The sequence below is a fragment of the Ectothiorhodospira haloalkaliphila ATCC 51935 genome (genome assembly GCF_000633935.1).
GTDB classification, from domain to species: Bacteria; Pseudomonadota; Gammaproteobacteria; order Ectothiorhodospirales; family Ectothiorhodospiraceae; genus Ectothiorhodospira; species Ectothiorhodospira haloalkaliphila.
The window spans coordinates 1584419-1611191 of sequence record NZ_KK214998.1 but is presented as its reverse complement, the minus strand read 5'-3'; the positions used below and the strand labels follow the sequence as shown (position 1 = coordinate 1611191).

Here is a 26773-nt window from a genome sequence, read left to right as displayed (position 1 = left end):
GCATCAAGGGTGTACACTAGCCCATGTACCCCAAGTGCGCCCTGAACCCATGCACAGTGCCAACTTCACAGACCAGTTCCTGATCGCCATGCCCTCGCTGGAGGATCCGAATTTCTTTCATTCGGTCACCTACGTGTGCGAGCACAGCGAGGATGGCGCCATGGGCATCGTCATCAACCATCCCACCGACCTCACCCTGGAGTCGGTGCTGGAGCACATGGGCATCTCCATCGAGGTGGACGCCAGCCAGGTACCCGTCTTCAATGGTGGCCCGGTACAACCGGACCGGGGCTTCATCCTGCACCCGCCGGAGCGACGCTGGACTTCCACCATGCAGGTGAGCGAGCGGATCTCGGTCACCACCTCCCGGGACATCCTGGAGGCCATGGCCCGCGGCAGCGGCCCCGAGTCCTACCTCATCGCCCTGGGCTACGCCGGCTGGGGCCCCGGGCAACTGGAACAGGAGATCGGCGAGAACGCCTGGCTCACCTGCGCCTCCGACCCGGACATCCTCTTCCAGCAACCCACCGAAAAGCGCTGGCAGGCTGCCGCGGGCCGCCTGGGGGTCGATCTGTCGCTGATGACCGGCCAGGCGGGACATGCCTGAACAGCGATCGAAGCCGGCGAATACGGGGCCGGCCACGTCGGGCACGGTACTGGGGCTGGACTATGGCGAGAGACGCATTGGGGTGGCGGTGGGTAATGGCCTCACCGGCACCAGCGCCCCCCTGGAAACCCTGCCGGCCCGCAACGGCATCCCCGAATGGCCCCGCCTGGACACCCTGGTGCGCGAATGGCAGCCCCAGTTGCTGGTAGTGGGTCTGCCGGAAACGGATGACGGCACCGAGCACCCCCTGGCCCGACGCATCCAGGCCTTTTCTGACCGGCTGCGTGCCCGCTACGGCTTGAAGGTGCGCCCGGTGGATGAACAATTCACCTCCGCCGAGGCCGAATCCCATCTCAAGGACTGGCGCCGCGAGGGACGCCGCGGGCGTATTCGCAAAGAGGACATCGACGCCGTGGCGGCGGCGGTGCTCCTGGAACACTGGCTTTCCCAAGAGACCTCCCATGACTGAACACGTCAAACAGCTCCTGGACCGCATGGCCGACGAACTGCGTCACCGCCTGCAGGACAAGAGCATCACCGATCCCGGCCTGGTGGGCATTCACAGTGGCGGTGTCTGGGTGGCCGAGCAGTTGCAGTCCCGCCTGCAGCTGGAGGCCCCATTGGGCAGACTGGACATCTCCTTCTACCGGGATGACTTCAGTCGCATCGGCATGCACCCCCAGGTGAAACCCTCCTCCATCCCCTTCTCGGTTGAAGACCGGCATATCTTGCTGGTGGACGACGTGCTCTTCACTGGCCGCACCATCCGCGCCGCCATGAACGAGATCTTCGATTATGGGCGGCCCGCCTCGGTGACCCTGGTGGTGCTGGTGGAGCGCGACGGACGAGAGTTGCCCATCCAGGCCCAGGTGGTGGGGGAACACCTGAAGCTGAACCCGGACCAACAAGTGAAGCTGCGCGGCCCTGAGCCGTTGCATCTGGATATCGTGCAACTGGAGGCATCGTCATGACGGAGGCCCGGCCCACCCCCCCTGCTCCAGCCACCTCGGGGCCACTGCCTCCATCGCTGCAGTTTGGCGACCAGGGTCGGCTGCGCCATCTGCTGACCATCGAAGGGCTCTCCCGGCCCTTGATCACCGAGATCCTGGACACCGCCGAATCCTTCCTGGGCGTGAACGCCCAGACGGTGAAAAAGGTGCCCCTGCTGCGGGGCAAGACGGTGATGAACCTGTTCTTCGAGGCCAGCACCCGCACCCGCACCACCTTCGAACTGGCCGCCAAACGCCTGTCCGCCGACGTGCTCAACATCAACATCAGCACCTCGGCCACGGTGAAGGGCGAGAGCCTGCTGGACACCCTGCGCAACCTGGAAGCCATGCTGGTGGACATGTTCGTGGTGCGTCACGCCGACAGCGGTGCCGCCCACTTCATCGCCCGGCACGTGGCACCCCACGTGAGCGTGCTCAACGCCGGCGACGGTCGTCATGCCCACCCCACTCAGGCGCTGCTGGACATGTTCACCATCCGCCACCACAAAGGGGATTTCTCCGCCCTGAGGGTGGCCATCGTCGGTGACATCCTGCATTCGCGGGTGGCCCGCTCCCAGATCCACGCCCTCAACGTCCTGGGCGCTGGCGAGGTGCGGGTGATCGCCCCTCGCACCCTGCTGCCAGCCTTTGTGGAGGAACTGGGTGTGCATGTCTTCCACGACATCCGCGCCGGCCTCAAGGATGTGGACGTGATCATCATGCTGCGACTGCAGCGAGAGCGCATGGATAGCGGCCTGCTGCCCTCCGAGCACGAGTTCTTCCAGCTCTGGGGCCTGAACGAGGAGCGCCTGGCCCTGGCTGCCCCCGAGGCCATCGTCATGCATCCCGGCCCGGCCAACCGGGGCGTGGAAATCGACTCCCGGGTGGCGGACGGACCACAGTCCGTCATCCTCAAGCAGGTGACCTATGGTATCGCCGTGCGCATGGCCGTGATGTCCATGATCATGGGGGGGAGCGTCAACCAGGGGGCATCGCAATGAAGCTGTTGATAGAACAGGGCCGGGTCATTGATCCGCACCAGGGCCTGGATGAAGTCACGGATCTGTTCATCGAAAAAGAGCGGATCGTCGCAATGGGTGTCGCGCCGGAGGGGTTCAACCCCGACCGGCGTATCGATGCCCGGGGTCGCTGGGTGCTGCCCGGGCTGGTGGATCTGGCGGCGCGCCTGCGCGAGCCGGGGTTCGAGAACAAGGCCACCATCGCCTCCGAGACCCGGGCCGCCGCCAGCGCCGGCATCACCACCCTCATCTGCCCCCCGGACACGGACCCGCCGGTGGATTCCCCCGCTCAGATCGAACTGATTCATCGCCGCGCCAAACAGGCCTGCGGCGTGCGCGTGCATCCCCTGGGGGCACTCACCGAAGGCCTGCAGGGTCAGCAACTGGCGGAAATGGCAGCACTCAAGCGGGCCGGCGCCCTGGGTGCCAGCCAGGGCCTCAAACCCCTGGACAGCCACGTGCTGCTGCGCCGGGCTCTGGAATATGCTGCCAGCCACGAGATCACCGTCTTCCTGCACCCCATCGACCGTTCCCTGGCTGCGGGTGGCTGTGCCCACGAGGGCTCCGTGGCCACCCGCCTGGGGCTGACGGGTATCCCCGAGGCCGCGGAAACAGCCAGCCTGGGGGTCATCCTGGCACTGGTGGCCCAGACGGGCGCCCGCATCCATCTGTGCCGACTGTCCACGGCAAGGGGTGCCGCCCTGGTGGCCCGCGCCCGGCAGGACGGCCTCCCGGTGACGGCCGATGTATGCGCTCACCAGCTGTTCCTTACCGAGATGGACGTGGCGGACTTCAACAGCCTGTGTCACGTGGTGCCACCGCTGCGCACCGCCCGTGACCGCGAGGGCCTGCGCCAGGCGGTGGCCGACGGCACCATCGCCGCCATCTGCTCGGACCATCAACCCCACGAGGCGGACGCCAAACTGGCCCCGTTCCCGGCCACCCAGGCCGGCATGTCCACCCTGGAAACCCTGCTGCCGCTGACGCTGAGGCTGGCCGAAGAAGGCGTGCTGCCCCTGATGGAGGCCATCCGGCGGGTGACCACCGGCCCGGCCAGCATCATGGGCCTGCCCACCGGCACCCTGGCCCCGGATGCACGGGCCGACATCACCCTGGTGGACCCGGACAAGGTCTATAGCCCCAGCGCCGACAACTGGCTCAGCGCCGGTCGCAACAGTCCGTTCTTCGGCTGGGAGTTCCAGGGTCGGGTCACCCATACCCTGGCCGCCGGACGTGTCATCTTCGAGTCCCGAAAGTAAACAACGAGTCGCCCCATGAATCATAAACACCGCGGGACCATCTTCGTCGAGGATGCGCCCATCCTGTCTCACACCTCCCATCCCGGCGATCAGCACATCCTGCGGGTGAGGGCGCCCCAGTGCGCCGCCCACGCACGGCCCGGGAGTTTTGCCCACCTGCAGTGCGACCCGCTGCTGCCCATGCGTCGGCCGCTGTCCATCATGCGCACCCACCCCGACGAGGGCTGGGTGGAGTTTCTTTACAAGTCGGTGGGCGAAGGCACGCGGCTGCTGGCACGGCGCCAGGTGGGCGAGAAGATCAACATGATGGGCCCCATCGGCACGCCGTTCGAGATGCCCCACGGTGACCGACCCCGGGCCCTGCTGCTGGGTGGTGGGGTGGGCATCCCGCCCATGGTCTTCCTGGCCGATGCCATGCGCCGCGACCCGGTGAGTGAGCCGTTCGTCATCATGGGCTCGGAAGTGCCCTTCCCCTTCAAGCCGCAGCCATCACGCATCATGATCCCCGGTATCCCGGAGGGCGTGATCGCCGCCATGCCGTTGCTGGAGGACTGGGGCGTGCCATCAAGGCTCACCAGCCAGGCCGGATTCTCCGGGTGTCATGAAGGCTTCGTGACCGACCTGGCTCGCCTGTGGCTGAACGCCCTGCCGCCGCACGAGCAGCGCAAGGTACAGATCTACGCCTGCGGCCCCCACCCCATGCTGGAGGCCTGTGCGGCGCTTGCCCGGGAATACCGCCTGCCCTGTCAGGTATCGCTGGAGGAATACATGGCCTGTGCCGTGGGCGGGTGTGCTGGCTGCGTGGTCAAGGTGCACACAGACCAGGGCCCCGCCATGAAGCGGGTCTGCGTGGATGGCCCGGTGTTCCCGGCGGAGCGGGTGTTCCCCGCCGCCTGAACCAGGCGGTGTCTCCCATCGCCGGGACACCGCCCCCATGGCCCGTTTATTCCTTTGGTTGCCCGGATCCCACCCCTGTCTCCGACAAGGGCTTGAGCTCATCATCAAAGCCCTTGCGTCCGTCCGTGACCCCCCGTGCGCCCGCCATACTGTCGGAACTGGGCAGATTGAGGTCCTCGTCCTTCTTCTTCAGGCTGCGCACCCCACCCCCGAAATGGATGCGCCATTCCAGGTCGCCCCGGGAGTCGGCCTTGGATAGCGCCTCGGGCAGGTGGACCAGATCCGCCTTGTACAACTCGAAAAGGGACTGATCGAAGGTCTGCATCCCCATGGAGGCACCCTTCTCCATCACGGCCTTGATGCCATTGATCTCCCCCTTGCGGATGAGCTCGGCCACATAGGGGGTATTGAGCATGACCTCCACGGCCGGCAGACGATTACCCTCCTTGCCCAGCACCAGACGCTGGGAGACGATGCCCCGCAGATTCAGGGAAAGATCCATGAGGATCTGTTGTTTGGCCTCGGGGGGGAAGAAATTGATGATCCGGTCCAGGGCCTGGTTGGCATTCACGGCATGCAGGGTCGAGAGGGCCAGATGGCCAGTGTCTGCATAGGTGATGGCCGCCTTCATGGTGTTGAGGTCACGCACCTCGCCGATCATGATCATGTCCGGAGCCTCGCGCATGGCCTCGCGAAGGGCATTGTCGTAGGAGAGGGTGTCTAGCCCCACCTCACGCTGCCCGATGATGGACTTCTTGTGCATGAAGCTGTACTCGATGGGATCCTCAATGGTGAGGATATGCCCGGTGCGCGTGCTGTTGCGGTGGTCGATCATGGAAGCCAGGGTGGTGGACTTGCCGCAACCGGTGGAGCCCACCACCAGCACCAGCCCGTTGTCATGCATCACCAGTTCCTTGAGGATTGGCGGCAGACGCAGTTGCTCCACGGTGGGGATCTCGCTCTTGATGTAGCGGATCACCATGGAAACCTCACCCCGCTGCACATAGACATTCACCCGAAAGCGCCCCAACTGCTCCACCGAGATGCCCAGGTTCATCTCCTTCTCGCGCTCGAAGATCTCGATCTGGCGCTCATCCATGATGTCGTAGGCCAGCTCTTTCACTGCTCCCGACTGCAGATACTGGCGGCTCATGGGCCGCACCTCTCCCTCGATCTTCACGCAAGCCGGCGCACCGGTGGTGAAGAACAGGTCGGAGGCATTCTTCTGGGCCATGAGTTTGAGGTAGGGTTGAAGCAGCATGTCCGGGTCCCGTGATTCAGCAAGCGGCGGCGTCAGGCGTAACGACGACTCATTTGAGCATCCCCGACTCCTCCGGGGTCTCCTCCATCTTCAGACCCTGGGTATCATCCAGCAGCCCCTGGCTCCTGGCCCGCTTGCTGTCCAGCTTGATGCGCAGGCGCAGGTCGTTGACCGAGTCAGCATTGCGCAGGGCATCCTCGTAAGTGATCTGGCCGGCCTCGAATAGCTGGAACAGGGCCTGGTCGAAGGTCTGCATGCCGGCCTCGTTGGACTTGGACATGAGCTCCTTCATCTGGTGGATCTCGCCCTTGAAGATGAGGTCCGACATCAGCGGGGTATTGATCATCACCTCCACCGCCGGTACCCGCCCCTTGCCATCCGCCTTGGGGATGAGGCGCTGGGAGATCACCGACTTGAGGTTCAGGGACAGGTCCATGAGCAGTTGCTGGCGCCGCTCCTCGGGGAAGAAGTTGATGATGCGGTCCAGCGCCTGGTTGGTGCTGTTGGCGTGCAACGTACTCAGACACAGGTGACCGGTCTCGGCGAAGGCGATGGCGTAATCCATGGTCTCCCGATCACGGATCTCGCCGATGAGGATCACGTCCGGTGCCTGACGCAGGGTGTTCTTCAGGGCAATCTCGTAGTTTTCCGTATCCACCCCCACCTCGCGCTGGGTGACCAGGCAATTCACATGGGAGTGCACGAACTCGATGGGGTCCTCAATGGTGACGATGTGTCCGTAACTGTTCTGATTACGGTAACCCACCATGGCCGCCAGGGAGGTGGACTTGCCCGAACCGGTGCCGCCCACAAAGATCACCAGGCCCCGCTTGGTCATGGACACATCCTTGAGCTGCATCGGCAGACCCAGATCCTCCAGGGCGGGGATGTCTGCGGTGATCACGCGCAGCACCATCCCGGCGCTGCCCCGCTGGGTGAAGGCGTTCACCCGGAAGCGGGAGATCCCCGGCAGGCTGATGGCAAAGTTGCACTCCTGGCAACGCTCGAACTCCGAGGACTGCCGGTCATTCATGATGGAGCGCACCAGCACCTGGGTGTGGGCCGGCGAGAGGGGCTGGTTGGTCACGGGCGTCATCTTGCCGTCGATCTTCATGGACGGCGGCGCGCCCACGGTGATGAACAGATCCGAGCCCTGTTTGCTCAAAAGGGTTCTGAGCAGGTCGTGCATGAAGCGTATTGCCTTGTCCCGATCCATGAAGCGTGCCTCGAATGTGATTCAACCCGCCGGCCCGGCGCCGGCCACCCTGGTTTGAGTGTATCCGACAGACTCAGAGATTATCCGGATTCGCCGCCTTGCGCCTGGCTTCTTCCTTGCTGACCAGGCCTCGCTGGAGCATTTCCTTCAGGCCCTGGTCGAGGGTCTGCATGCCGGCACCCTGGCTGGTCTGGATGGCGGAGTACATCTGCGCGATCTTGTTCTCGCGGATGAGGTTGCGGATGGCGGGGGTGCCCAGCATGATCTCGTGGGCGGCGCAGCGGCCGCCACCGATCTTTTTCATGAGGGTCTGGGAGATGACCGCCCGCAGGGACTCGGAGAGCATGGCGCGTACCATGTCCTTCTCGGCGGCGGGGAAGACGTCGACGATGCGGTCGATGGTCTTGGCGGCGGAACTGGTGTGCAGGGTACCAAACACCAGGTGACCGGTCTCGGCCGCGGTCAACGCCAGGCGGATGGTCTCCAGGTCGCGCATTTCCCCCACCAGGATGGTGTCGGGGTCCTCGCGCAGAGCGGAGCGCAGGGCCTCGTTGAAGCCCAGGGTGTCCCGATGCACCTCGCGCTGATTGACCAGACACTTCTTGGATTCGTGCACGAATTCAATGGGGTCCTCCACCGTGAGGATGTGCCCGTACTCGGTCTCGTTCTTGTGGTTCACCATGGCCGCCAGGGTGGTGGACTTGCCTGAGCCGGTGGGGCCGGTGACCAGCACGATGCCACGGGGATATTCGGAGATCTTCTCGAAGATCTTGGGGCAGCCCAGTTCCTCCAGGGTGAGGATCTTGCTGGGAATGGTACGGAAAACCGAGCCGGCACCCCGATTATGATTGAACGCATTGACACGGAAGCGGGCCAGGCCGGGGATCTCGAAGGAGAAGTCGGTTTCCAGGAACTCCTCGAAGTCCTTGCGCTGCTTGTCGTTCATGATGTCGTACACCATGGAATGGACCTGCTTGTGGTCCATCGCGGGTACGTTGATGCGCCTGACGTCCCCGTCCACCCGGATCATGGGGGGCAGTCCCGAGGAGAGATGCAGGTCGGAAGCGCCGTTCTTCACGGCGAACGCAAGCAATTGGGTGATGTCCATCCAGCCCCCTTTGATGTCCTGTCCTCACCTGTTGCATGCCTGTAACGCATACGAACAGGTGACTCTGATCAGCCCCGAATATAGCATAGCGCCATGAGCCAGCTATGCGATCGAATCCAGGCGGTGCAAGACCGCCTACAGGCGGCAGCCCGGCGCTTCGGCCGCCCCACTGAAGATGTCCAGCTCCTGGCGGTGAGCAAGACGCGCCCGGCGGAAATCGTGGCCCAGGCCATGGACTGCGGACTGCGTGAGTTCGGGGAGAACTATGCCTCGGAACTGGAGGAGAAGTCCCGGGCACTGGGTGATCGGCACCCCGCCTGGCATTTCATCGGCCCCATCCAGAGCAACAAGACACGCTTGATCGCCGATACGGCCCGCTGGGCGCACTCGGTGGATCGGGAACGCATTGCACGGCGGCTGAGCGAGCAGCGCCCGTTGGGTGCCGTGCCGCTGAATGTATGCCTGCAGGTGAACATCAGCGAGGAGGACAGCAAGTCCGGCGTCGCGCTGGAAGACCTGCCTGCCCTGGCCGAAGCTGTGGCCCCCCTGCCCGGCCTGAAACTGCGTGGGCTGATGGCCATCCCCGCCCCCAGCGATGATTTCGATGAGCAGCGGCGGGCCTTTGCCCGGTTGCGGGAGGCTCAGGAGGATCTGATCCGACGCGGTCTCGATCTGGACACCCTCTCCATGGGCATGACCGACGACCTGGAGGCCGCCGTGGCCGAAGGCGCCACCATTGTCCGCGTGGGCACCGCCATCTTCGGTGCCAGAGGATAGGTGGCAGGGCTTGAGCGGCATACGAATCCACACGGCGTTCGGGTTACCATAGGGCCTCTACGGACATAGCCAACACGGGCCATCCCATGAATGAGACGATCGCCTTCATCGGCGCCGGCAACATGGCGCGCAGCCTCATCGGTGGACTTATCGCCGATGGGTGGAACCAGGATGCCATCTGGGCGGCCGATCCCAATCCGGACCAACGAGACGCGGTGAGCCAGCGATGGCCCGATGTGCACGCGACCGATGACAATGCTGCGGCCATCGCCCATGCACAGGTGCTGGTCCTGGCGGTCAAGCCCCAGGTGCTCGGCGAGGTGTGCCGCTCGGTGGCCACCCAGGTGCAGGAACGCCACCCCTTGGTGGTGTCCATCGCCGCCGGCGTGCGCGGTGCGGATATCGAGCGCTGGCTGGGTGGCAATCTGCCGGTGGTGCGCTGCATGCCCAATACGCCGGCCCTGGTGGGCAGCGGCGCCACGGGGCTGGCCGCCAACCCCCACGTGAGTGACGAACAGCGCGACGTGGCGGAATCCATACTGCGCGCCGTGGGGCTGACCGTATGGCTGGAGGATGAAGCTCAGCTGGATGCGGTGACGGCCCTCTCGGGCAGTGGCCCGGCCTATTGCTTCCTGTTCATCGAGGCTCTGGAGGATGCCGCCGTGGAGTTGGGACTGCCCCGAGACACGGCCCGGCTGCTGGCCCTGCAGACCGCCTTCGGCGCTGCCAAGCTGGCCCTGGAGTCCGACGAGGATGCCGCCACCCTGCGTACCCGGGTAACCTCCAAGGGAGGCACCACCGAGCAGGCGCTGGCGCAGCTGGAATCCGGGGGGCTGCGCGAGCTCATGCTGCGCGCCCTCACCGCCGCCCGTGACCGTTCCCATGCACTGGCCGACCAACTGGGTCGGGACTGAGGTTCATCCATGACGCACGCGTTTCAAAACGTCGCTGACTTTCTGATTTCCACCCTGTTCAGCCTGTACATCCTGGCGGTGATGCTCCGCACCCTGCTGGCCATGGCCCGGGCGGATTTCTACAACCCGGTATCCCAGTTTCTGGTCACGGTCACCAATCCGCCGCTGCGGGTGCTGCGCCGATTCATCCCCCCCATGGGCCGGATCGACACGGCGGCGTTCGTGCTGGTGCTGTTGCTCAAGATGCTGGAGATATGGCTGATCGCCATGCTGCACGGAGTGGGCGTGCCCATCTTCACCCTGTTTGTAGTGAGTGTGCTGGCGCTGGTCCGTCTGGTGATCTGGATCTACATCATCAGCATCATCATCCAGGCGGTGATGAGCTGGTTCCAGGCCGGTGGCGCCATGGGTCGCAACCCGGTGGCGGACCTGGTTTTCAGCCTGAACCACCCCATTCTGGCCCCCATCCGTCGCATCATGCCGCAGACGGGCATGGTGGACCTGTCGCCACTGGTGGCCATCATCGGGCTGAACGTGCTGCTGATCTTCGTGAGCTCCATCTGACGGAAGTCCGAGCCATGAACCACACTTGGTGGCAGTGGCAGGGTGACACCCTGCTGCTGCGCCTGAAACTCCAGCCCAAGGCCTCACGCGACAAGCTGGGAGAACCGCTGGGGGATCGTCTGAAGGTCCATGTCACCGCCCCACCGGTGGACGGGGCGGCCAACCAGCGGCTGATCCGACTGGTGAGCAAGCACTGCGGCGTGGCCCGGTCCCGGGTGGAACTGGTGTCCGGCGCCACCTCCCGGGAGAAGACCCTGGCCATTGAGGCACCGCAGCGTCTTGCGGCGCCGCTGGATGTTTGCGGCCAGGATCACACCCAGGACACGAACAGCATGTACACCCCGTAGCCCGCCACTGCCCCACCGGCGATACCCCGCACCCAGGGCTTGCGCACAAAGCTGGCCAGACGCGCCGCGAAGACCCCCATCAGCAGCAGATTGGGCAGGGTGCCCAGGCCGAAGGCCAGCATGAGGGCGCCCCCCTGCAGGGCCCCTCCGGCGGTGAGCGACCAGATGAGTACGCTATACACCAGGCCACAGGGCAGCCAGCCCCACACCAGCCCCAGCCCCAGTGCCTGCCCGGGCGTGCGTACCGGCATCATGCGCCTGCCCAGGGGCTCCAGGCGCCGCCACACCACACCACCTGCCCGCTCCAGTCGGGCAAGGCCGTACCACCAGCCGGCCAGATACAGTCCCAGGGCGATCATGAACAGGCCGGCCAGGATCTGCAGCCCCTGCTGGGCGTGGTGTACATCGGTGAGGTTCGCGGCAAACCAGCCCACGCCACCGGCCAGGACGCCGGCCAGGGTGTAGGTGATGACGCGGCCACTGTTATAGGCCAGCAGGAAGGGCGCCAGACGGGGGCGCTCATCAGTCTGGGCGCCCTTCACGCCCAGGGTCAGCGCGCCGACGATGCCGCCGCACATGCCCACGCAGTGCACGCCGCCAAGCAGGCCGACGACAAACGCGGCCAGGAGGGTTCCGGGTTCCAGTGACATGTGAATCCTTGGGGTGGTCCATGGCTCCAGGGGGCGATCGTCAGGGCATCAGATCCCGAAAATCGCGGATGGCGACGAACTCGCCGGTGTCCACCTCGCCGCGTCGGCTATCGGGCCGGCGCACGGCGCGCAGATGGGCAATGCCGAAACGCTCGGCGGCGCGCAGCACATCCAGGTTATCGTCCACAAACAAGGTACGGGCCGGGTCAAAGGGCTCCTTGGTGCGGAACTGCTCCCAGAAGCGCTGGTCTTCCTTGGGGCGCCCGTACTCATGGGCGCTGATCACCCGATGAAAATGCCCCTCCAGGGCGGTGAGCGTGAGTTTCATCTCCAATCCACCGCGATGGGCATTGGTCACCAGCACCAGCCGGCGGCCCTGGCGACGCATGGTGGCCAGAAAGGCCGGCACGTGTTCATGCACTGCCACCAGATGGGCCACCTCCTGCTTGAGGGCGACGATATCCATCTGCAGCTCCTGCTGCCAGTAGTCCAGGCAGTACCAGTTGAGGGTACCGCGAACCGCGGCATAACGCTTGATCATGCCCTCCCGGGCCACTTGCGGGGCCATGCCGTGGCGTTCGGCATAACGGCGCGGCAGATACTCCAGCCAGAAATGATTGTCGAAGTTAAGATCAAGCAGGGTGCCGTCCATGTCCAGCAGCACGGTGTCCACGTCGTTCCAGGGCAGGTTTGGGGCTGTTGGCTTCACTGTACTGCGGTCCTCACGAAACTCGAAAACATGAAATCCGGGCCTTGAGACTTGCGCCGGCAAGCATGAGACTACCCCATCGACCCATCACAGGGCACCCAGACATCATGCCGCAAAAACCTCAGATCCTCAGCCGCCGAACGGTGGCACGCAGCCGGCTCTTCCACGTGGAGGAACTGGAACTCCTGTTTGCCAACGGCGCCCGTACCCGTTTTGAACGCCTGGTGGGCTCTGGCCGGGGGGCAGTGCTGATCGTGCCCATGCTGGATGACGACACGGTGCTGCTCATCCGCGAATATGCTGCCGGTACGCAACGCTATGAACTGGGCCTGCCCAAGGGGCTGGTGGAGCAAGGCGAGGAACTGCTGGAGGCAGCCAACCGTGAGATCATGGAAGAGGTGGGTTACGGCGCGCGTCAACTGGATTACCTGACTGCCCTGACCGTGGCCCCGGGGTATCTGAGTCACAGCACCCACGTGATCCTGGCCCGGGACCTCTACCCGGAACGCCTCCCCGGGGACGAACCTGAGGACATCCAGGTGGTACCCTGGAAGCTGAGCCAGCTGGATCAACTCATCGCTCTGGACGACTGTACCGAGGCCCGCTCCATCGCCGCGCTCTACATGGCCCGCGACCAACTCTCGAGAACCGCATGACACTGGACGAACACTCACTGGAACGCCTTCTCAACAACACCTGCCGCATTGCTCGTGAGGCCGGCGCGGCCATCATGGCCATTTATGGCCAAGGCTTCGATGTCATGGAAAAGGCGGACCGCACGCCACTCACGGAAGCGGACATGGCAGCACACCGGCATATCGTTCAGGGCCTTGGAGAACTGACCCCGGAGATTCCCATCCTCTCGGAGGAATCGACCCAGATCCCCTTCGGCGAACGCAGCCAATGGTCCAGCTACTGGCTGGTGGACCCCCTGGACGGCACCCGGGAGTTCATCAAGCGCAACGGCGAATTCACCGTGAACATCGCCCTGATCCATGACCACGAGCCGGTGCTGGGGGTGGTGTTCTGTCCGGCCCTTGATCTGCTCTACAGTGCCGCCCGAGGGCTGGGTGCCCACCGCCGCCGTTCAGCCGCGGACGCAGCCGAACCCATCCGGGTGAACACCGGGCAACGCGTCCCCGTGATCGCCGGCAGTCGTTCTCACGGCACCGAGCGCATGCAGGCCCTGCTGGAAAGGGTGGGAGAGCATGAACTGATCAGCATGGGCAGTTCGCTCAAGTTCTGCCTGGTGGCCGAGGGCAAGGCGGACCTCTACCCGCGTCTGGGCCCCACGTCCGAATGGGACACGGCCGCCGCGCAGTGCGTTGTCTGCGAGGCCGGCGGACAGGTGACCGACATCCACATGCAGCCCTTGCGTTATAACACCAAGGACTCGCTGCTCAACCCGGAATTCCTGGTGATCGGCGACACCAACCGCAACTGGGCCCAGTATCTGGAGGGCCTTTAGGGCCTCAAATCCGCCGCGTCAGGCCTGCCTGCTGCATGAGTTGGGCGGAGATCTCCTCGATGGAGCGCTGGGTGATATTGAAAAACGGGATGCGCTCGCGCTTGAAGAGCCTCTCCACGGCACGCACCTCCATCAGGCACTGCTCCATGCTGGCGTAGCGGCTATCGCGGCGGCGCTCCTTGCGGATCTGATGCAATCGCTCCGGGTCCACCGTGAGCCCGAACAGCTTGTGCCGGTAGGGTTCGAGCACCGCCGGCAGGCTGCCCCGTTCAAAATCATCATCCGCCAGGGGGTAGTTGGCAGCCCGGACCCCGTAGGTGAGCGCCAGGTACATGCAGGTGGGCGTCTTGCCGGCCCGGGAGACGCCCATGACCACCACGTCGGCCATGGGATAGTCACGGGTGGTGGCGCCATCGTCGTTCTGGATGGCGTAATGCAAGGCATCGATGCGCTCGGAATAAGCGCGCACGTTCCCCATGCCATGAGATCGGCCTGCCACCCGCTGGGCGGTCACCCCCAGTTCCTTCTCCATGGCGCCGGTGAACGTCTCGAAGAAATCGAAGACCACGCCGTTGCACTTGACCAGATGGGTTCTGAGTTGGGAGTCGATGAGGGTGGAGAACACCAGGGGCTTCACCCCATCGGATTCTGCCGCCCGGTTGATGCGCTGCACTGCCCACTCCACCTTGTCGTCGGTGTTCACGAAGGGCAGGCTCATTTGCTGAAAGGACACCTGCTCGAACTGGGTGAGCAGGGTGTGCCCGAGGGTCTCGGCGGTGATGCCGGTGCCGTCGGAGACGAAAAAGACGGAGCGGATCATGGCCATTCTCCTCGCGTGCAGCCAGTGTTCAAAAAAGAGCCCCCCCTCCCCCTTGGGGAGAGGGGCTGGGGTGAGGGGGCGGGTGCGCCCTCACGGCCTCAGGCGTCCTTGCGGCCCTTCTCGTCGCCGGCGAGGCGCAGCCAGGTCTCCACCACCGTATCCGGGTTCAGGGAGATGGACTCGATGCCCTCCTGCATCAGCCATTCCGCCAGGTCCGGATAGTCCGACGGACCCTGACCGCAGATACCCACGTACTTGCCGGCCTTGCGGGCACCCTGAATGGCCTGGGACAGCAAGGCCTTCACCGCCGGGTCGCGCTCGTCGAAGGTGGCCGCCACCAGACCGGAATCCCGGTCCAGGCCCAGGGTGAGCTGGGTGAGGTCGTTGGAGCCGATGGAGAAGCCATCGAAGTACTCCAGGAACTGCTCGGCCAGCACCGCGTTGGAGGGGATCTCGCACATCATGTAGATCTTCAGGCCATTCTCGCCGCGCTTGAGGCCCAGTTCCGACAGCAGCTTGATCACGCCCTCGGCCTCGCCCAGGGTGCGCACGAAGGGCACCATGATGACCACATTGGTCAGGCCCATCTCGTCGCGCACCTTGCGCACGGCGCGGCATTCCAACTCGAAGCAGTCGCGGAAGTTCTCCGACAGGTAACGGGAGGTACCCCGGTAGCCGATCATCGGGTTCTCTTCATCGGGCTCGTACTGCTCACCGGCCAGCAGGTTGGCGTATTCGTTGGACTTGAAGTCCGACAGGCGCACGATCACCGGCTGCGGATTGAAGGCAGCGCCCAGAGTGGCGATCCCTTCCACCAGCTTTTCCACGTAGAAGGTCACGGGATCATCGTAACCGGCAATGCGGCGGGAGATCTCTTCCTTCAGATCACCGGAGAGCGAGTCGAAGTTCAGCAGCGCCTTGGGATGCACGCCGATCATGCTGTTGATGATGAACTCCAGACGCGCCAGGCCCACACCGGCGTTGGGGATGTTGCGGAAGTGGAAGGCGCGGCCCGGGTTGCCCACGTTCATCATCACCTTGCAGGGCACCTCGGGCATGGAGTCGGTGCGCGTCTGGGTGATCTCGAAATCCAGGATGCCCTTGTAGATGCGACCCTCGTCACCCTCGGCGCAGGACACGGTGGCCTCCTGTCCGTCCTTGATGCGCTGGGATGCGTCACCACAGCCCACCACGGCGGGGATGCCCAGCTCGCGGGCGATGATGGCGGCGTGGCAGGTGCGCCCGCCCCGATCGGTGACGATGGCGGCGGCCCGCTTCATCACCGGCTCCCAGTCCGGATCGGTCATGTCGGTGACCAGCACGTCGCCGGCCTCCACCTTGTGCATGTCGTCCAGGTCCATCACCACGCGCACCTTGCCGGCGCCCATGCGCTGGCCGATGGCGCGCCCGCGGGCGATGACTTCGCTGCGGGGCGAGCGGATGCGGAAGCGTTCGATCACCTGGCCGTCCTGACGGCTCTCCACCGTCTCCGGACGGGCCTGGACGATATACAGCTCGCCATCCACGCCATCCAGGGCCCATTCGATATCCATGGGGCGACCATAGTGCTTCTCGATGATCACGGCCTGGCGGGCCAGCTCCTCAAGTTGCTTGTCATTGATGCAGAAGCGGTTTCGGTCGGCGTCGTCGACGGGGATGGTCTGAGTGCTCTGGCCATCCTGGCCAAAGGTCATCTGGATGGCCTTGCTGCCCAGGTGGCGGCGCAGCACGGCGGGGCGACCGGCCTCCAGGGAGGGCTTGTAGAGGTGGAATTCATCCGGGTTGACCGAACCCTGCACCACCGTCTCGCCCAGGCCCCAGGAGGCGGTCACGAAGACCACATCGCGGAAACCGGATTCCGTGTCCAGGGTGAACATGACGCCGGAGGCACCGATGTCGGAGCGCACCATGCGCTGCACGCCGGCGGACAAGGCCACCTCGGAGTGATCGAACCCCTGGTGCACGCGGTAGGAGATGGCCCGGTCGTTGTACAGGGAGGCAAACACCTCATGGATGTGGTGCAGCACGCTGTCCAGGCCGTGGATGTTCAGGAAGGTTTCCTGCTGCCCGGCAAACGATGCATCCGGAAGGTCTTCGGCGGTGGCCGAAGAACGCACGGCCACGGTGAATTCGTCCCCGGCCGCCTCTTCCATCATGCGCTTCCAGGCCTCGGTGATGGCCTCGTTCAGGGCCGGTGGGAAGGGGGTTTCCACCACCCACTGGCGGATCTTGGCACCCGCCTCGCGCAGGGCGTTGATGTCGTCCACATCCAGGTTGGCCAGCTCATTGTTGATGCGGTCCGCCAGGCCTTCGTGACGCAGAAACTCCCGGAACGCATAGGAGGTGGTGGCAAAGCCGCCGGGAACACGCACGCCGGCTTCGGACAGGCCGCGAATCATCTCCCCCAGGGATGCGTTCTTCCCTCCCACATCGGGAACGTCGTTCATGCCCAGATCTTGGAACCAGATCACATACTTATCCATGGTCCTGCCCTTTGCCTCTTACGTTGGAATGTAATTGTAGCCGGGACCGTAGCTTGAAGACGAGTATTCAGCCAAGCTATTGCCCCATGAATCAGCCTTGTGTTTCTTAATAGTAACATTGATGAGGAGAAGATCATGGGCTCGGTGCCCAACCTCTACTACAAACAGAACCGCCTCAAGCAGCTGCGGGCCTTCTGCCGGGCCGCCCGACTGGGCAGCATTTCCATGGCAGCGGAGTCGCTTTTTCTCAGCCAGCCAGCCGTTTCGCTGCAGATACAGGCACTGGAGCGGGAATTCGACACCATTTTATTTGAGCGCCGTGGCCCGCACATCAAGCTCACGCCCGAGGGGGAGGCCTTGTACAAGCTGGCCGATCCGCTGGTGGAAGGCGTGGACAAGCTGCACGAGACCTTTGCGGCGCGATTCGGTCGCCTGGAGTCGGGGGAACTGAACGTGGCGGCGGGGGAATCCACCATCCTGTACGTGCTGCCCGACCCGCTGCGGCGCTTTGCCGAGGTGCACCCTCATATCCGCATCAAGCTGCATAACGTGACCGGGCGCGACGGATTGGCCATGCTGCATCGGGATGAAGTGGATTTCGCGGTGGGTTCCATGCTCGAGGTGCCCGATGGCATCACCTACCACCCCATTGTGGATTATCATCCCAAGCTCATCGCCCCGCTGGACCACCCCCTGGCCCGGAAGACCGGCCCGATCAGCCTGGAAGACATCAGTCCCTTCGGGCTGATCCTGCCGCCACGGCATCTGTCCACCTGGCGCATGGTGGACCTGGTGTTTCGCCAGCATAACGTGGATTACCACGTATCCCTGGAGGCCGGGGGCTGGGAAGTCATCAAGAAATATGTGGAACTCGGTCTCGGCATCTCCATCGTGACGGATGTCTGCCTCACCGGTGAGGAGCCCCTGGCCGCCATCACGCTGGATCACTACTTCCCCGCCCGCAGCTACGGCGTGGTGCAGCGCCTGGGCCGACACCTCTCCCCTCAGGCCAAACGGTTCATCCACTTCATGGAACAGGCCTATATCGGCCAGCAGCAGACCCAAGAGGCAGGATCGGAGACCTGAAATGGGGTGTTCGTCAACGTTCCTGGGGCGGGCGACCCCCTAAAATTGTGAAGTAATACCGAAAAAACTGGAGATCGGAATGAAGTGGCTGGTAATGAGCGCGCTGGTCGGCGCAATGCTTGCGCCCGTGGTCGGTGCAGATGAAGCGGATGGACCCGAAAATGCGCAGCAAACGGAGCACACGGAACAGATGCGCATTCTGGGCTGGGTGGAAAATGTCGCCCTGATGCCGGAAGGGATCGTACTGGAGGCAAAGATGGACACCGGCGCCACCACCAGTTCCCTGAACGCCCTGAACAAGGAGACCTTCGAGCGTGACGGCAAGGAATGGATCGCCTTTGACATGATCGACCCGAACGATGAGAGCAACATGATCCGCCTGGAAAGGGAGATCACCCGGCATGTGCGCATCATCCGCCACAGTGGCAACCATCAGCGGCGCCCCGTGGTCGAGATGGGCCTTTGCATGGGGGATGTTTACCGCAAGGAGGAGGTCAGCCTGATTGACCGCACGGCATTGAGCTATCAACTGCTGGTGGGTCGCAACCACATGGCAGGTGCCATCCTGCTGGATTCCAGGGACAAGTACCTGCAGGCCCCGGACTGCGATCTCGACTGATTCAGTCCCACGCGCCACCCCAAGGACACCGCATGAAGCGATTTCACCTGCCCCTGCTGATCATGGCCCTGGTTGCCATGAGCCTGACGATGTTCTACCACAAGGCCTTCAACCTGGGATTCCCGCTGACGCCAGCCCAGACCACCAGCAACTGGATCGTGGAGGCACGGGTTGGTTTCGAACCCACGGGGGGCGCGGTGACGGCGCGGGTGTTCATCCCGGATCAGCCCAGGGGGCTGGCCATCCTGGACGAGAACTTCATTTCCCGGGGCTATGGCCTCACCACCGGGCTCGTGGGTGAGAACCGGGAGGCGGTGTGGACCACCCGCCAGCCCAGTGGGCGGCAGGTGCTCTATTATCGGACCACCGTTTATCGGCTGGACCGGGACCGACGCGGCGAGGATCCCTACCCAGGGCCTGTCAGCCCGCCGCAATGGGAGGAGCCCTACGCCTCGGCGGCCGAGGAAGTGATCACGCGGGTACGCGCCCGGTCAGCCGACATCACCAGTTTTGCCACGGTGCTGGTGCGTGACCTGAAGCAGGAGCCCGACGAGAACATCAGCCTGTTCGTATCCAGCTCGGACAGCGACCGTGCCAAGGTTCGAACCGCCATCGACCTGCTGGCCGGAGCGCGCATCCCGGCGCGCATGGCTCATGGCATCCCCCTGACAGAGAGGTCCCGGGACCTGCAGTTGCAAACCTGGCTTGAGGTGCACAACACCCGAGAGTGGGTACCCATCAACATCCATGACGGCAGCGTGGGGTATCCGGAGAACTTCATGGTGTGGTGGTACGGGGACGAGGACCCGGTGAGACTGAACCGGGCGCGCAACCCGCAGATCAGCTTCGCGGTGACCCAGAACTACATGGACGCCATCGACGTGGCTCAGCAGCGGGCCCAGGTCATGGATTCCTGGCTGATGGACTTTTCACTGTTCAACCTGCCGGTGCAGACCCAGAACATGTACCGGGTGCTGCTGCTGGTCCCCCTGGGCGCCATGATCATCGTGCTTCTGCGCAACATCGTGGGCATCCAGACCTTTGGCACCTTCATGCCCGTGCTCATCGCCCTCTCCTTTCGGGAGACCGAGCTTCTGGGCGGCATCATCCTGTTCACACTGATCGTATCCCTGGGGCTCGCCATCCGATTCTACCTGGACCGACTCAAGCTGCTGCTGGTACCCCGATTGGCCTCGGTGGTGATCGTGGTGATCATGCTGATGCTCACCCTGAGCATCCTCAGCCACAACCTGGGCATTGAACACGGGCTGTCGGTGGCCCTGTTCCCCATGGTGATCCTGGCCATGACCATTGAGCGCATGTCCATCGTCTGGGAGGAGCACGGCCCATCGGACGCCATCCGCCAGGGTATTGGCAGCCTGGCGGTGGCGGCTGCCGCCTATCTGCTGATGATCAACCCCACGATCGATCACCTGTTCTTCGTATTCCCGGAGTTGCTGCTGATCGCCCTGGCAGTCACCCTGCTGCTGGGCCGCTATACCGGCTACCGGCTCAGTGAACTGGTACGTTTCAAGGCTTTCAAGGGAGAAAAGGCATCATGAAGTGGTTCATCTCCCCGCGTGAACTCCGACGCAAGGGCGTGGTGGGCATGAACCAGCGCAATGCCGACCTGATCGCTGAACACAACCCCCGCCCACTCTACCCTCTGGTGGACGACAAGCTGCGCACCAAGCAACTGGCCCTGGAGGCGGGCATGGCCGTGCCTGAGCTTTATGGGGTGATCGAAACCAACCACGACATCCGTCACCTGCCCCGCATTGTGGCGCGCAGTGATGACTTCGTCATCAAGCCCGCCCATGGAGCCGGGGGCAACGGCATCCTGGTGATCACCGGGCGCATGCGGGACAGCTTTCGCAAATCCAGCGGCCGCATGGTGGATCTGGAGGGTGTAGGTCACCATGTATCCAATGTGCTCAGCGGCATGCACAGCCTGGGCGGCCAGCCGGACAAGGCCATGGTGGAATACCGGGTGAAATTCGACCCCCTGTTCGAGAAGGTCAGCCATCAGGGCGTACCGGACATCCGAACCGTCGTCTACAAGGGATACCCCATCATGGCCATGGTGCGCCTGCCCACCCGTGATTCCGATGGCAAGGCCAATCTGCATCAGGGAGCGGTAGGCGTGGGTGTCAACTTGGGTACGGGGCGCACTGGAAAGGGGGTGTGGCATAACCGCATCGTCGACGTGCACCCGGACACCGGCGCCCCCATACAGGGCCTGCAGATCCCCGGCTGGGACGCCTTGCTGGAAATGGCGGCACGGTGCTTCGAGATCACCGGCCTGGGCTATCTGGGGGTGGACGTGGTGCTGGATCGGGAGCGGGGGCCGCTGATGCTGGAACTCAATGCTCGCCCGGGCCTGGCAGTACAACTGGCCAATGGTTCGGGACTGGGTGAGCGGGTGCGCCTGATCGAATCACTTCACCGGGAGGGGCTCAGCCCGCAGCGTCGCGCGGCGCTGGCACAGGAGTGCTTCTCGAGTGCAGCCAAGCCCGCGGCTTAGGCATGATCACCGCTGAGACCCTGATGGGGGTTCTCCTGGGCAGCGCCGCGGGCGGCGTGGCGCGGTTCCAGGTGGGCGCATGGGTCACCCAGCTCGCCGGCACGGCATTCCCCTGGGGCACGCTGGTGGTCAATGTCAGCGGTACCCTGGCCGCCGGGGTGCTCATCGCCCTGTGGCCCTCCGACCACCCGACCTCGCCGGGCCTGTTTGCCCTGCTGATGCTGGGTTTTCTGGGAAGCTATACCACCGTATCGTCCTTCGCCCTGCAGACCCTCAACCTGGCAAGAGAGGGGAAGCCCGTCAGGGCCGCAGGCAATCTTCTGGCCTCGGGCACGGCTTGCCTGGGGGCAGCCTGGCTGGGATATCAACTGACGATGCTCGTGGCGCCCCTCCCATGAGACTGCATCTGGCCATCGCCGCTGGCACCGCCCTGGGCGGACTGAGCCGTTACCTGGTGGGCATCGCCGTGGTGGGCGGCCTGGGTCTGGCGCACCCTGTCGCCACGCTGGCCGTGAACCTGCTGGGCTGCCTGCTCATTGGCGCCTTCGCCACCCTCACCGGGCCCCAGGGACGCCTCAAGGTGAGCCCCACCGTCTACCAGACGGTGGTCACGGGATTCCTGGGGGGATTCACGACCTTTTCCATGCTCAGCGTTGAAACCCTGGATTGGGCCCACGCGAACGGGTTAACCTCTGCGGCCGTTGTCCTGGGCCTGCACCTGATCGCTGCCCTGGCAGCCACCTGGCTGGGCCATGGCCTGGCCACCCGTTACAACGCCTCTCGCCCGCGCAACCCTGGCTAGTGCTCCGAAACCGCTGACAGGTGAATCCGACAGGTGAATGGAGTTCCCCTGGCAGGCTTGTACCCCAGTGCTAAACTCAAGTATCTTCAACCCGGTTGCCGGGATTTTCCGGACAGGCGGTCTAACCCACTTGACGAGTGCAGCCATGACCCCGAGCAATGTCATGAACATCAAGAATCTCAAACAGGCCTGCAAGGCCTGCAGTCTGGGTGATCTATGCCTGCCGCTGGGGGTCCCCCTGGAGGACCTGGAACTGCTGGAGGGCATCATCAGCCGCAAGCGCCCGGTGCATCGCGGCGATCTGCTCTATCAGGCAGGAGACCCGCTGGGCTGCCTGTATGCTGTCCGCTGTGGATCGGTGAAGACCTTCGTGCTCACCGATGATGGCGAGGAACAGATCACCGGCTTCCACCTGCCGGGCGAACTGCTTGGGCTGGACGCCATCGGCGATGGGGTGCACCCCTGCACGGCGCTGTCCCTGGAAACATCCAGTGTCTGCGAGATTCCCTTCGATGGTCTGGAGGCCCTGGCGGGACGTACCCCGGGGCTGCAGCATCAACTGCTCAGGATCATGAGCCGCGAACTGCAAAGCGATGAGCAACTCATGACCCTGCTGGGCAAGCGCGCCTCCGATGCCCGCCTGGCGGCGTTTCTGCTCAACCTCTCCGACCGCTTCGGGCGCCGCGGCTTCTCCCGGCATGAATTCAATCTGACCATGTCCCGTAACGATATCGGCAACTATCTGGGACTGGCGGTGGAAACGGTCAGCCGGATGTTCAGCCGCTTCCAGAGTCAGGACCTGATCACCGTGCGCCGCAAGCTGATCACCCTGCACGACATCGAGGGCCTGCGGCGCGTGGCGGGGCTGCATGGACAGCAGGCACAGTGCACCGCCGCGTGCGAGCAGCGCCCCGAAGTCTCGGCAGGTGGCTGAGGAAAGCGCCGACTAACGATCCAGCACGGAGTCCAGGACGCGCCAGTCGATGGTGCCGAAGGCCACCTCGTATTCCAGCAGCATCTGGCCCCTGATGTGACCGTCCTCGAAGGTGGCCAGCACCCAGCGGTCATTGAGGACGTGGGTTTCGTCGGGCACAAAGAACAGGGTCCCGCCCAGCACCGGATCATGATCGATCAATTCGGGTTGCTGAACCAGGTCGTTCAGCAGATCCTCCCGGGGCTGATTCAGCCCCAGCCGGCGCAGACGCCGCTCCTGCCCCTGGGTGAGCCCCACAGCGGCGGGCTGCGCCACCTGACCCGACGTAACCTCATTCAGGCGCATCTGAAGCGCCAGGATTTCCTGGTGAGCCTGCTGCACATCCCGCTCCAGACCAATCCCCCGATGGATGTAGATCATCGCGGTGATCAGCAGGAACAGCATGAAACCGAACCAGACCAGGCGTTCGGCATGGGGCAGAAAACGGGATTTTTCCGACATGGTCACTCTTCCGGGGATATGAATCGGCGGATCAATGGGCCGTGAGCCCGGCGTCTACCAGATAGTGGGTGCCCGTCACACCGCTGGAGGCCTCGGACAGCAGCAGGGCTGCCACACCGGCCACCTCTTCATTGGTGACATACCTTCCCAGGGGCATGCGCTCCACGAAGCCGGCCTTGACCTCATCACCATGACCGGGATTGGCCTGGTCCTCGATGGAGCGCATCATGCGGTTGTCCACGGGGCCGGGGTTGACGGTGTTCACGCGAATGCCCTCGGGCCCCAGTTCGGCGGCGGCGGTGCGCATCATGCCCATCACCGCGTGCTTGCTGGACACATAGGGGGAGAGACCCGCTGCGCCGCGCACGCCGGCCACACTGGCGGTGATGAGGATGGACCCACCCCCCGCGCGGCGCAGTGCCGGCAGTGCCGCCAGGATACCCATGCGCACGCCGTGCACGTTGACCGCAAACACCTTGTCCCAGGCTGCCTGGTCCAGGCTTTCCATCGGCCCGACCTGCCCCTCGATCCCGGCGTTGAGAAACACCGCGTTCACGGCACCAAAACGTTTTTCGGCCTCCTGGATCATGGCCTGGTTATCGGCTTCGCGACTCACGTCCACCGCCATGGCGGCGACCCCCTCGCCCAGTTCCGCCGCGAGGCGCTCCACCCCGTCAGGCTCCCGATCCGTCAGCAGCAACCGCGCACCCTGGGCATGCAGCATCCGTGCGGTGGCCTCGCCAATACCGCCTGCCGCACCGGTGATGACCACGACCTTGTTATCGAATGGTTTCATGTTCACACCCTCCTGTCTCTGTGGCTCACGCAACCGACCGGACAACCCGAGGGTTACCCGATGTCACACGCCCATCTGTACACGCCTGCCCGGCCCCTGTCGAGACCATGCCGCGCCCGGGATGGGGCCCGCCCTCCGTATCAGCGCCACTGCACGCTCAGCCCGACACCATATTCCCGGCCGGGGCCGGGCTCGTAATAGCGGCCGCCCAGGGCGTTGATGCGAATGTTGCTCTGGTAGTCCTGATCGAACAGATTGTTGACGGACAGATAGGGTACGACCCGGGTGTTCCCCGTTTCCCAGGCCCGCCCCAGGCGTAGATTCGTCAGCACGTGCCCGGACACCCGCTCGGTGTTGGCGTTGTCAGCATAAAGCCGATCCACGGCGAGCATGTCCACGGTGACGAATCGCCCCTCGGGGCCCTGCCAGTCCAGTTCGGCGAACAGCTGCTGACGCGGCACGCCGGGGAAGGCCTTGCCAGAGAAATCCTCGCCCGACTCATCGCGAAACTCCCGGAACCGATAATGGGAGAGGGTGTAGGCCAGGGTCAGGCGCAGGGGCTCCACAGGGTGCCAGGAAGCGCCGGCTTCCAGGCCGTGGCGTCTGGAGCGACCGGAGTTCTCGTAATAGTCACGCTCGCTATCCGACTGATAATTCACGATCTCGTCACGCACCTGCATGGTGAACACCGCCAACTCGTAACGACCGGTATCCCCCCAAAAGCCCTTGGCGCCCAGTTCCAGGCTGCGGGCCCGCTCCGGCTCCAGGTCCGGATTGAGGCCCGTGCCGCCATCGGGATTGGCAAATTCGGTGAAAGTGGGGCTTTCGAACGAGGTGCCCAACTGGGCGTAGAGCTGATGACCGGGGGCCCAGGCATAGCCCAGCCCGGCGCGATAACTCCATTCCCGAAAGTCGCGCCGACCGGAACGGTCCTCCCCAGGGTCGCTGAACCGATCATCCACGGACATGCGCAGGCGGTCGTGTCGCCCACCCAGGACCAGGTTCAGGCGATCCGTGAGTTCCAGACTGGCCTGGGTGAAGATGCCCAGCGACCGGGCGCGCTCCAGCTGATCGAATTGCTGCGCCCCCCGTATCCCCCCCTCCAGATTGTCGAAGCGTTGCCGATCATCGCGCTGCTCAGCCAGGTCCATGCCGACGGCATAAAGGACGGGGATACCGCCCGCCGCGGTTTCACGGGCATAACGGGCGCCGAGGCCCTGGTGATCCCGCTGATAACGCACCTGCCCACCCCCCTTGAAGGGCAGTCGGTTGTGAAAATCCCGTTGGCTGACAAAGCCGCGCAGCTCCAGCTCGTCGTCCGCACCCAGGGGGCGGGTGTAAGTGATGCCCAGTGTCTGCTGTTCGGCCGACTGCCCGCCATCCCGAAGCAGGGAGGCCTCCCGGGCCTGTCGCCGATCTTCCCGTACCTCGTCCCGGGTCAGGGCGCCCGGGTCCTGGGTGTCCGGGGCGTCCAGCACCCGCAACACGGTCTGCAGCTCGGCGCCATCGTCAAACTCATAGCCCAGCTTGGCATTGAGCAGTCGCTTCTCCACCCGGCTGTGATCCCGATAACCGTCATAGCGCAGATCCCAACCACTGATGCTGTACTCCCAGGGTCCCGCCCGGTCTCCCGCCTTGATGCCCAGGCGGCGCAACCCGTGGCTGCCGGCATCCACCTTGGCCTGCACGCCCTGCAGATCCCTGCCCCGCTGGGTGTGAAGATCCACCACCCCGCCGGCGGCGTTGCCGTACTGGGTGGAACTGGGGCCGCGGATCACCTCGGCCCGATGCAGGGACTCCAGATCAATGGCATCCACCTGGGACTGGCCGTCCGGGAGTGTTTCGGGGATACCATCCACGCGGATGTGCAGCCCCCGAACCCCGAAGGGGGCACGGGCACCAAAGCCCCGGATGGACAGGCGGATATCCTGGGCGAAGTTGTAGCGGTTCTGCATCTGCAGGCCGGGGATGCGATTCAGGTATTCGTCCAGTTGCAGCCCCTGTCGGCCCATGCCCACATCCTCGGGTTCCAGAAGTCCGATGGCGGCGGGACTGCCCAGCCAGTCCCGCTCGAGACGGGGGGCACTCACCTGGACGGGCTCCAGGCGCACAGCCGTGTCGGCTGCGGTCTCCTGGGCGGACACGGCCTTGCTGGCCGCCAGCAACACCAGGGGGATCGCGAGAGCGGCAAGGATCATGGCGACACCTCCAATGAGCATCCGGCTCCGATAAGCATCCGGATGCGGTGGATTCTTGAGTCCTTCGGCTGGTTGTTGTACCCTTCGCGAGCTGTCGGAGAAGGAGACACGGAATCATCGTCCCAGCACCGCTCCAGACACGCCGGAGTAGCTCAGTTGGTAGAGCAGGGCATTCGTAATGCCAAGGTCGGGGGTTCGACTCCTCTCTCCGGCACCAACGCAAAG

Annotated in this window: 29 protein-coding genes and 1 tRNA gene; 20 read left to right on the top strand and 10 right to left on the bottom strand. The window is 64.3% G+C overall.

Annotation, left to right across the window (positions count from 1 at the left end; all coding sequences use genetic code 11):
* Positions 1-49 precede the first annotated feature (49 nt).
* The 6 genes from ECTHA_RS0115325 to ECTHA_RS0115300 are packed head-to-tail and all read left to right on the top strand — an operon-like array spanning position 50 to position 4771.
* Entirely contained in the window at positions 50-607 is a 558-nt protein-coding gene (locus ECTHA_RS0115325) for a YqgE/AlgH family protein (RefSeq protein WP_025282782.1), read from the top strand.
* Positions 600-1076, top strand: coding sequence for a Holliday junction resolvase RuvX (ruvX, locus tag ECTHA_RS0115320; RefSeq protein ID WP_025282783.1), 477 nt, complete (start codon positions 600-602; stop codon positions 1074-1076). The genes ECTHA_RS0115325 and ruvX overlap by 8 nt, the downstream gene beginning before the upstream one ends.
* Complete coding sequence (gene pyrR / locus ECTHA_RS0115315) at positions 1069-1578, top strand: bifunctional pyr operon transcriptional regulator/uracil phosphoribosyltransferase PyrR (RefSeq protein ID WP_025282784.1); 510 nt, start codon at positions 1069-1071, stop codon at positions 1576-1578. Before ruvX ends, pyrR begins: the two co-directional genes overlap by 8 nt.
* Positions 1575-2597, top strand: coding sequence for an aspartate carbamoyltransferase catalytic subunit (locus ECTHA_RS0115310; RefSeq protein ID WP_025282785.1), 1023 nt, complete (start codon positions 1575-1577; stop codon positions 2595-2597). The genes pyrR and ECTHA_RS0115310 overlap by 4 nt, the downstream gene beginning before the upstream one ends.
* Complete coding sequence (locus tag ECTHA_RS0115305; RefSeq protein ID WP_025282786.1) at positions 2594-3874, top strand: dihydroorotase; 1281 nt, start codon at positions 2594-2596, stop codon at positions 3872-3874. Before ECTHA_RS0115310 ends, ECTHA_RS0115305 begins: the two co-directional genes overlap by 4 nt.
* Before the next feature lie 15 nt (positions 3875-3889).
* Positions 3890-4771 carry a dihydroorotate dehydrogenase electron transfer subunit gene (locus ECTHA_RS0115300; protein WP_026623862.1) on the top strand — a complete coding sequence of 294 codons (882 nt, stop codon included), beginning with the start codon at positions 3890-3892 and terminating at the stop codon, positions 4769-4771.
* A gap of 46 nt (positions 4772-4817) precedes the next feature.
* Here the strand turns inward: ECTHA_RS0115300 and ECTHA_RS0115295 are convergent, their stop codons facing one another.
* The 3 genes from ECTHA_RS0115295 to ECTHA_RS0115285 all read right to left on the bottom strand — a co-directional run bounded on the left by ECTHA_RS0115295 (position 4818) and on the right by ECTHA_RS0115285 (position 8356).
* On the bottom strand, positions 4818-6032 hold the full coding sequence (locus ECTHA_RS0115295; protein ID WP_025282789.1) for a PilT/PilU family type 4a pilus ATPase: 1215 nt from the start codon (positions 6030-6032) through the stop codon (positions 4818-4820).
* Between the two features lie 49 nt (positions 6033-6081).
* Positions 6082-7248: a PilT/PilU family type 4a pilus ATPase gene (locus ECTHA_RS0115290; protein ID WP_026623861.1), complete on the bottom strand. Its 1167-nt coding sequence runs from the start codon at positions 7246-7248 to the stop codon at positions 6082-6084.
* Between the two features lie 73 nt (positions 7249-7321).
* A complete protein-coding gene (locus ECTHA_RS0115285; RefSeq protein WP_025282745.1) occupies positions 7322-8356 on the bottom strand; it encodes a type IV pilus twitching motility protein PilT in 1035 nt (344 codons plus the stop codon).
* A gap of 93 nt (positions 8357-8449) precedes the next feature.
* On the opposite strand from ECTHA_RS0115285, the gene ECTHA_RS0115280 reads away from it, so the two are divergent.
* The 4 genes from ECTHA_RS0115280 (at position 8450) to ECTHA_RS0115265 (ending at position 10958) form a co-directional block, all read left to right on the top strand.
* On the top strand, positions 8450-9133 hold the full coding sequence (locus ECTHA_RS0115280; protein ID WP_025282746.1) for a YggS family pyridoxal phosphate-dependent enzyme: 684 nt from the start codon (positions 8450-8452) through the stop codon (positions 9131-9133).
* Between the two features lie 86 nt (positions 9134-9219).
* The gene (gene proC, locus ECTHA_RS0115275) at positions 9220-10047 is read left to right on the top strand and encodes a pyrroline-5-carboxylate reductase (RefSeq protein ID WP_025282747.1); all 828 of its coding nucleotides are present in this window, start codon (positions 9220-9222) and stop codon (positions 10045-10047) included.
* 9 nt (positions 10048-10056) lie between these two features.
* A complete protein-coding gene (locus ECTHA_RS0115270; protein ID WP_026623860.1) occupies positions 10057-10611 on the top strand; it encodes a YggT family protein in 555 nt (184 codons plus the stop codon).
* Positions 10612-10625: 14 nt separating this feature from the next.
* Positions 10626-10958 carry a DUF167 domain-containing protein gene (locus ECTHA_RS0115265; protein WP_025282748.1) on the top strand — a complete coding sequence of 111 codons (333 nt, stop codon included), beginning with the start codon at positions 10626-10628 and terminating at the stop codon, positions 10956-10958.
* Here ECTHA_RS0115265 and ECTHA_RS0115260 read toward each other — a convergent pair.
* Both ECTHA_RS0115260 and yrfG read right to left on the bottom strand, forming a co-directional pair.
* Complete coding sequence (locus ECTHA_RS0115260) at positions 10922-11608, bottom strand: sulfite exporter TauE/SafE family protein (RefSeq protein ID WP_029762663.1); 687 nt, start codon at positions 11606-11608, stop codon at positions 10922-10924. The genes ECTHA_RS0115265 and ECTHA_RS0115260 overlap by 37 nt on opposite strands.
* Before the next feature lie 40 nt (positions 11609-11648).
* The gene (yrfG, locus tag ECTHA_RS0115255) at positions 11649-12317 is read right to left on the bottom strand and encodes a GMP/IMP nucleotidase (RefSeq protein ID WP_026623859.1); all 669 of its coding nucleotides are present in this window, start codon (positions 12315-12317) and stop codon (positions 11649-11651) included.
* 107 nt (positions 12318-12424) lie between these two features.
* Between yrfG and nudE the strand changes: the two genes are divergently transcribed.
* Together nudE and cysQ are read left to right on the top strand one after the other, a co-directional pair.
* Entirely contained in the window at positions 12425-12973 is a 549-nt protein-coding gene (gene nudE / locus ECTHA_RS0115250) for an ADP compounds hydrolase NudE (protein WP_025282751.1), read from the top strand.
* Positions 12970-13785, top strand: a complete 816-nt coding sequence (gene cysQ, locus ECTHA_RS0115245; RefSeq protein WP_025282752.1) for a 3'(2'),5'-bisphosphate nucleotidase CysQ — start codon at positions 12970-12972, stop codon at positions 13783-13785. Before nudE ends, cysQ begins: the two co-directional genes overlap by 4 nt.
* Before the next feature lie 4 nt (positions 13786-13789).
* On the opposite strand, the gene ppsR is transcribed toward cysQ, so the two are convergent.
* Positions 13790-14605: a posphoenolpyruvate synthetase regulatory kinase/phosphorylase PpsR gene (ppsR, locus tag ECTHA_RS0115240; protein WP_025282753.1), complete on the bottom strand. Its 816-nt coding sequence runs from the start codon at positions 14603-14605 to the stop codon at positions 13790-13792.
* A 98-nt stretch (positions 14606-14703) separates the two neighbouring features.
* Complete coding sequence (ppsA, locus tag ECTHA_RS0115235) at positions 14704-17088, bottom strand: phosphoenolpyruvate synthase (protein ID WP_025282754.1); 2385 nt, start codon at positions 17086-17088, stop codon at positions 14704-14706.
* Between the two features lie 135 nt (positions 17089-17223).
* On the opposite strand from ppsA, the gene ECTHA_RS0115230 reads away from it, so the two are divergent.
* The 7 genes from ECTHA_RS0115230 (at position 17224) to fnr (ending at position 23053) form a co-directional block, all read left to right on the top strand.
* The gene (locus ECTHA_RS0115230) at positions 17224-18174 is read left to right on the top strand and encodes a LysR family transcriptional regulator (RefSeq protein ID WP_025282755.1); all 951 of its coding nucleotides are present in this window, start codon (positions 17224-17226) and stop codon (positions 18172-18174) included.
* A gap of 79 nt (positions 18175-18253) precedes the next feature.
* Positions 18254-18793, top strand: coding sequence for an ATP-dependent zinc protease family protein (locus tag ECTHA_RS0115225; protein ID WP_473216907.1), 540 nt, complete (start codon positions 18254-18256; stop codon positions 18791-18793).
* Positions 18794-18825: 32 nt separating this feature from the next.
* On the top strand, positions 18826-20355 hold the full coding sequence (locus tag ECTHA_RS0115220; RefSeq protein ID WP_025282757.1) for an inactive transglutaminase family protein: 1530 nt from the start codon (positions 18826-18828) through the stop codon (positions 20353-20355).
* A complete protein-coding gene (locus ECTHA_RS0115215; protein WP_025282758.1) occupies positions 20352-21317 on the top strand; it encodes an alpha-L-glutamate ligase-like protein in 966 nt (321 codons plus the stop codon). Before ECTHA_RS0115220 ends, ECTHA_RS0115215 begins: the two co-directional genes overlap by 4 nt.
* Positions 21318-21319: 2 nt before the next feature.
* Positions 21320-21715 (top strand): fluoride efflux transporter FluC, encoded by a 396-nt coding sequence (locus tag ECTHA_RS0115210; protein WP_025282759.1) that lies wholly within the window; start codon positions 21320-21322, stop codon positions 21713-21715.
* Positions 21712-22119: a fluoride efflux transporter FluC gene (locus ECTHA_RS0115205; protein WP_025282760.1), complete on the top strand. Its 408-nt coding sequence runs from the start codon at positions 21712-21714 to the stop codon at positions 22117-22119. The genes ECTHA_RS0115210 and ECTHA_RS0115205 overlap by 4 nt, the downstream gene beginning before the upstream one ends.
* A 145-nt stretch (positions 22120-22264) precedes the next feature.
* A complete protein-coding gene (gene fnr / locus ECTHA_RS18590; RefSeq protein WP_025282761.1) occupies positions 22265-23053 on the top strand; it encodes a fumarate/nitrate reduction transcriptional regulator Fnr in 789 nt (262 codons plus the stop codon).
* A gap of 12 nt (positions 23054-23065) precedes the next feature.
* Here the strand turns inward: fnr and ECTHA_RS0115195 are convergent, their stop codons facing one another.
* The 3 genes from ECTHA_RS0115195 to ECTHA_RS0115185 form a co-directional block, all read right to left on the bottom strand.
* Positions 23066-23554: a hypothetical protein gene (locus ECTHA_RS0115195; protein WP_025282762.1), complete on the bottom strand. Its 489-nt coding sequence runs from the start codon at positions 23552-23554 to the stop codon at positions 23066-23068.
* 31 nt (positions 23555-23585) lie between these two features.
* Positions 23586-24350 carry an SDR family NAD(P)-dependent oxidoreductase gene (locus tag ECTHA_RS0115190; RefSeq protein WP_025282763.1) on the bottom strand — a complete coding sequence of 255 codons (765 nt, stop codon included), beginning with the start codon at positions 24348-24350 and terminating at the stop codon, positions 23586-23588.
* 140 nt (positions 24351-24490) lie between these two features.
* The gene (locus ECTHA_RS0115185; RefSeq protein ID WP_026623857.1) at positions 24491-26548 is read right to left on the bottom strand and encodes a TonB-dependent receptor family protein; all 2058 of its coding nucleotides are present in this window, start codon (positions 26546-26548) and stop codon (positions 24491-24493) included.
* A 141-nt stretch (positions 26549-26689) separates the two neighbouring features.
* Here ECTHA_RS0115185 and ECTHA_RS0115180 point away from each other — a divergent pair.
* Positions 26690-26765 (top strand) — tRNA-Thr (locus ECTHA_RS0115180).
* Positions 26766-26773 lie beyond the last annotated feature (8 nt).

Bases quoted from the DNA above. Each gene is read 5' to 3' on its own strand.
- ECTHA_RS0115325 (WP_025282782.1), top strand. From the start codon at position 50: ATGCACAGTGCCAACTTCACAGACCAGTTCCTGATCGCCATGCCCTCG.
- ruvX (WP_025282783.1), top strand. From the start codon at position 600: ATGCCTGAACAGCGATCGAAGCCGGCGAATACGGGGCCGGCCACGTCG.
- pyrR (WP_025282784.1), top strand. From the start codon at position 1,069: ATGACTGAACACGTCAAACAGCTCCTGGACCGCATGGCCGACGAACTG.
- ECTHA_RS0115310 (WP_025282785.1), top strand. From the start codon at position 1,575: ATGACGGAGGCCCGGCCCACCCCCCCTGCTCCAGCCACCTCGGGGCCA.
- ECTHA_RS0115305 (WP_025282786.1), top strand. From the start codon at position 2,594: ATGAAGCTGTTGATAGAACAGGGCCGGGTCATTGATCCGCACCAGGGC.
- ECTHA_RS0115300 (WP_026623862.1), top strand. From the start codon at position 3,890: ATGAATCATAAACACCGCGGGACCATCTTCGTCGAGGATGCGCCCATC.
- ECTHA_RS0115295 (WP_025282789.1), bottom strand. From the start codon at position 6,032: ATGCTGCTTCAACCCTACCTCAAACTCATGGCCCAGAAGAATGCCTCC.
- ECTHA_RS0115290 (WP_026623861.1), bottom strand. From the start codon at position 7,248: ATGGATCGGGACAAGGCAATACGCTTCATGCACGACCTGCTCAGAACC.
- ECTHA_RS0115285 (WP_025282745.1), bottom strand. From the start codon at position 8,356: ATGGACATCACCCAATTGCTTGCGTTCGCCGTGAAGAACGGCGCTTCC.
- ECTHA_RS0115280 (WP_025282746.1), top strand. From the start codon at position 8,450: ATGAGCCAGCTATGCGATCGAATCCAGGCGGTGCAAGACCGCCTACAG.
- proC (WP_025282747.1), top strand. From the start codon at position 9,220: ATGAATGAGACGATCGCCTTCATCGGCGCCGGCAACATGGCGCGCAGC.
- ECTHA_RS0115270 (WP_026623860.1), top strand. From the start codon at position 10,057: ATGACGCACGCGTTTCAAAACGTCGCTGACTTTCTGATTTCCACCCTG.
- ECTHA_RS0115265 (WP_025282748.1), top strand. From the start codon at position 10,626: ATGAACCACACTTGGTGGCAGTGGCAGGGTGACACCCTGCTGCTGCGC.
- ECTHA_RS0115260 (WP_029762663.1), bottom strand. From the start codon at position 11,608: ATGTCACTGGAACCCGGAACCCTCCTGGCCGCGTTTGTCGTCGGCCTG.
- nudE (WP_025282751.1), top strand. From the start codon at position 12,425: ATGCCGCAAAAACCTCAGATCCTCAGCCGCCGAACGGTGGCACGCAGC.
- cysQ (WP_025282752.1), top strand. From the start codon at position 12,970: ATGACACTGGACGAACACTCACTGGAACGCCTTCTCAACAACACCTGC.
- ppsR (WP_025282753.1), bottom strand. From the start codon at position 14,605: ATGATCCGCTCCGTCTTTTTCGTCTCCGACGGCACCGGCATCACCGCC.
- ppsA (WP_025282754.1), bottom strand. From the start codon at position 17,088: ATGGATAAGTATGTGATCTGGTTCCAAGATCTGGGCATGAACGACGTT.
- ECTHA_RS0115230 (WP_025282755.1), top strand. From the start codon at position 17,224: ATGGGCTCGGTGCCCAACCTCTACTACAAACAGAACCGCCTCAAGCAG.
- ECTHA_RS0115225 (WP_473216907.1), top strand. From the start codon at position 18,254: ATGAAGTGGCTGGTAATGAGCGCGCTGGTCGGCGCAATGCTTGCGCCC.
- ECTHA_RS0115220 (WP_025282757.1), top strand. From the start codon at position 18,826: ATGAAGCGATTTCACCTGCCCCTGCTGATCATGGCCCTGGTTGCCATG.
- ECTHA_RS0115215 (WP_025282758.1), top strand. From the start codon at position 20,352: ATGAAGTGGTTCATCTCCCCGCGTGAACTCCGACGCAAGGGCGTGGTG.
- ECTHA_RS0115210 (WP_025282759.1), top strand. From the start codon at position 21,320: ATGATCACCGCTGAGACCCTGATGGGGGTTCTCCTGGGCAGCGCCGCG.
- ECTHA_RS0115205 (WP_025282760.1), top strand. From the start codon at position 21,712: ATGAGACTGCATCTGGCCATCGCCGCTGGCACCGCCCTGGGCGGACTG.
- fnr (WP_025282761.1), top strand. From the start codon at position 22,265: ATGACCCCGAGCAATGTCATGAACATCAAGAATCTCAAACAGGCCTGC.
- ECTHA_RS0115195 (WP_025282762.1), bottom strand. From the start codon at position 23,554: ATGTCGGAAAAATCCCGTTTTCTGCCCCATGCCGAACGCCTGGTCTGG.
- ECTHA_RS0115190 (WP_025282763.1), bottom strand. From the start codon at position 24,350: ATGAAACCATTCGATAACAAGGTCGTGGTCATCACCGGTGCGGCAGGC.
- ECTHA_RS0115185 (WP_026623857.1), bottom strand. From the start codon at position 26,548: ATGATCCTTGCCGCTCTCGCGATCCCCCTGGTGTTGCTGGCGGCCAGC.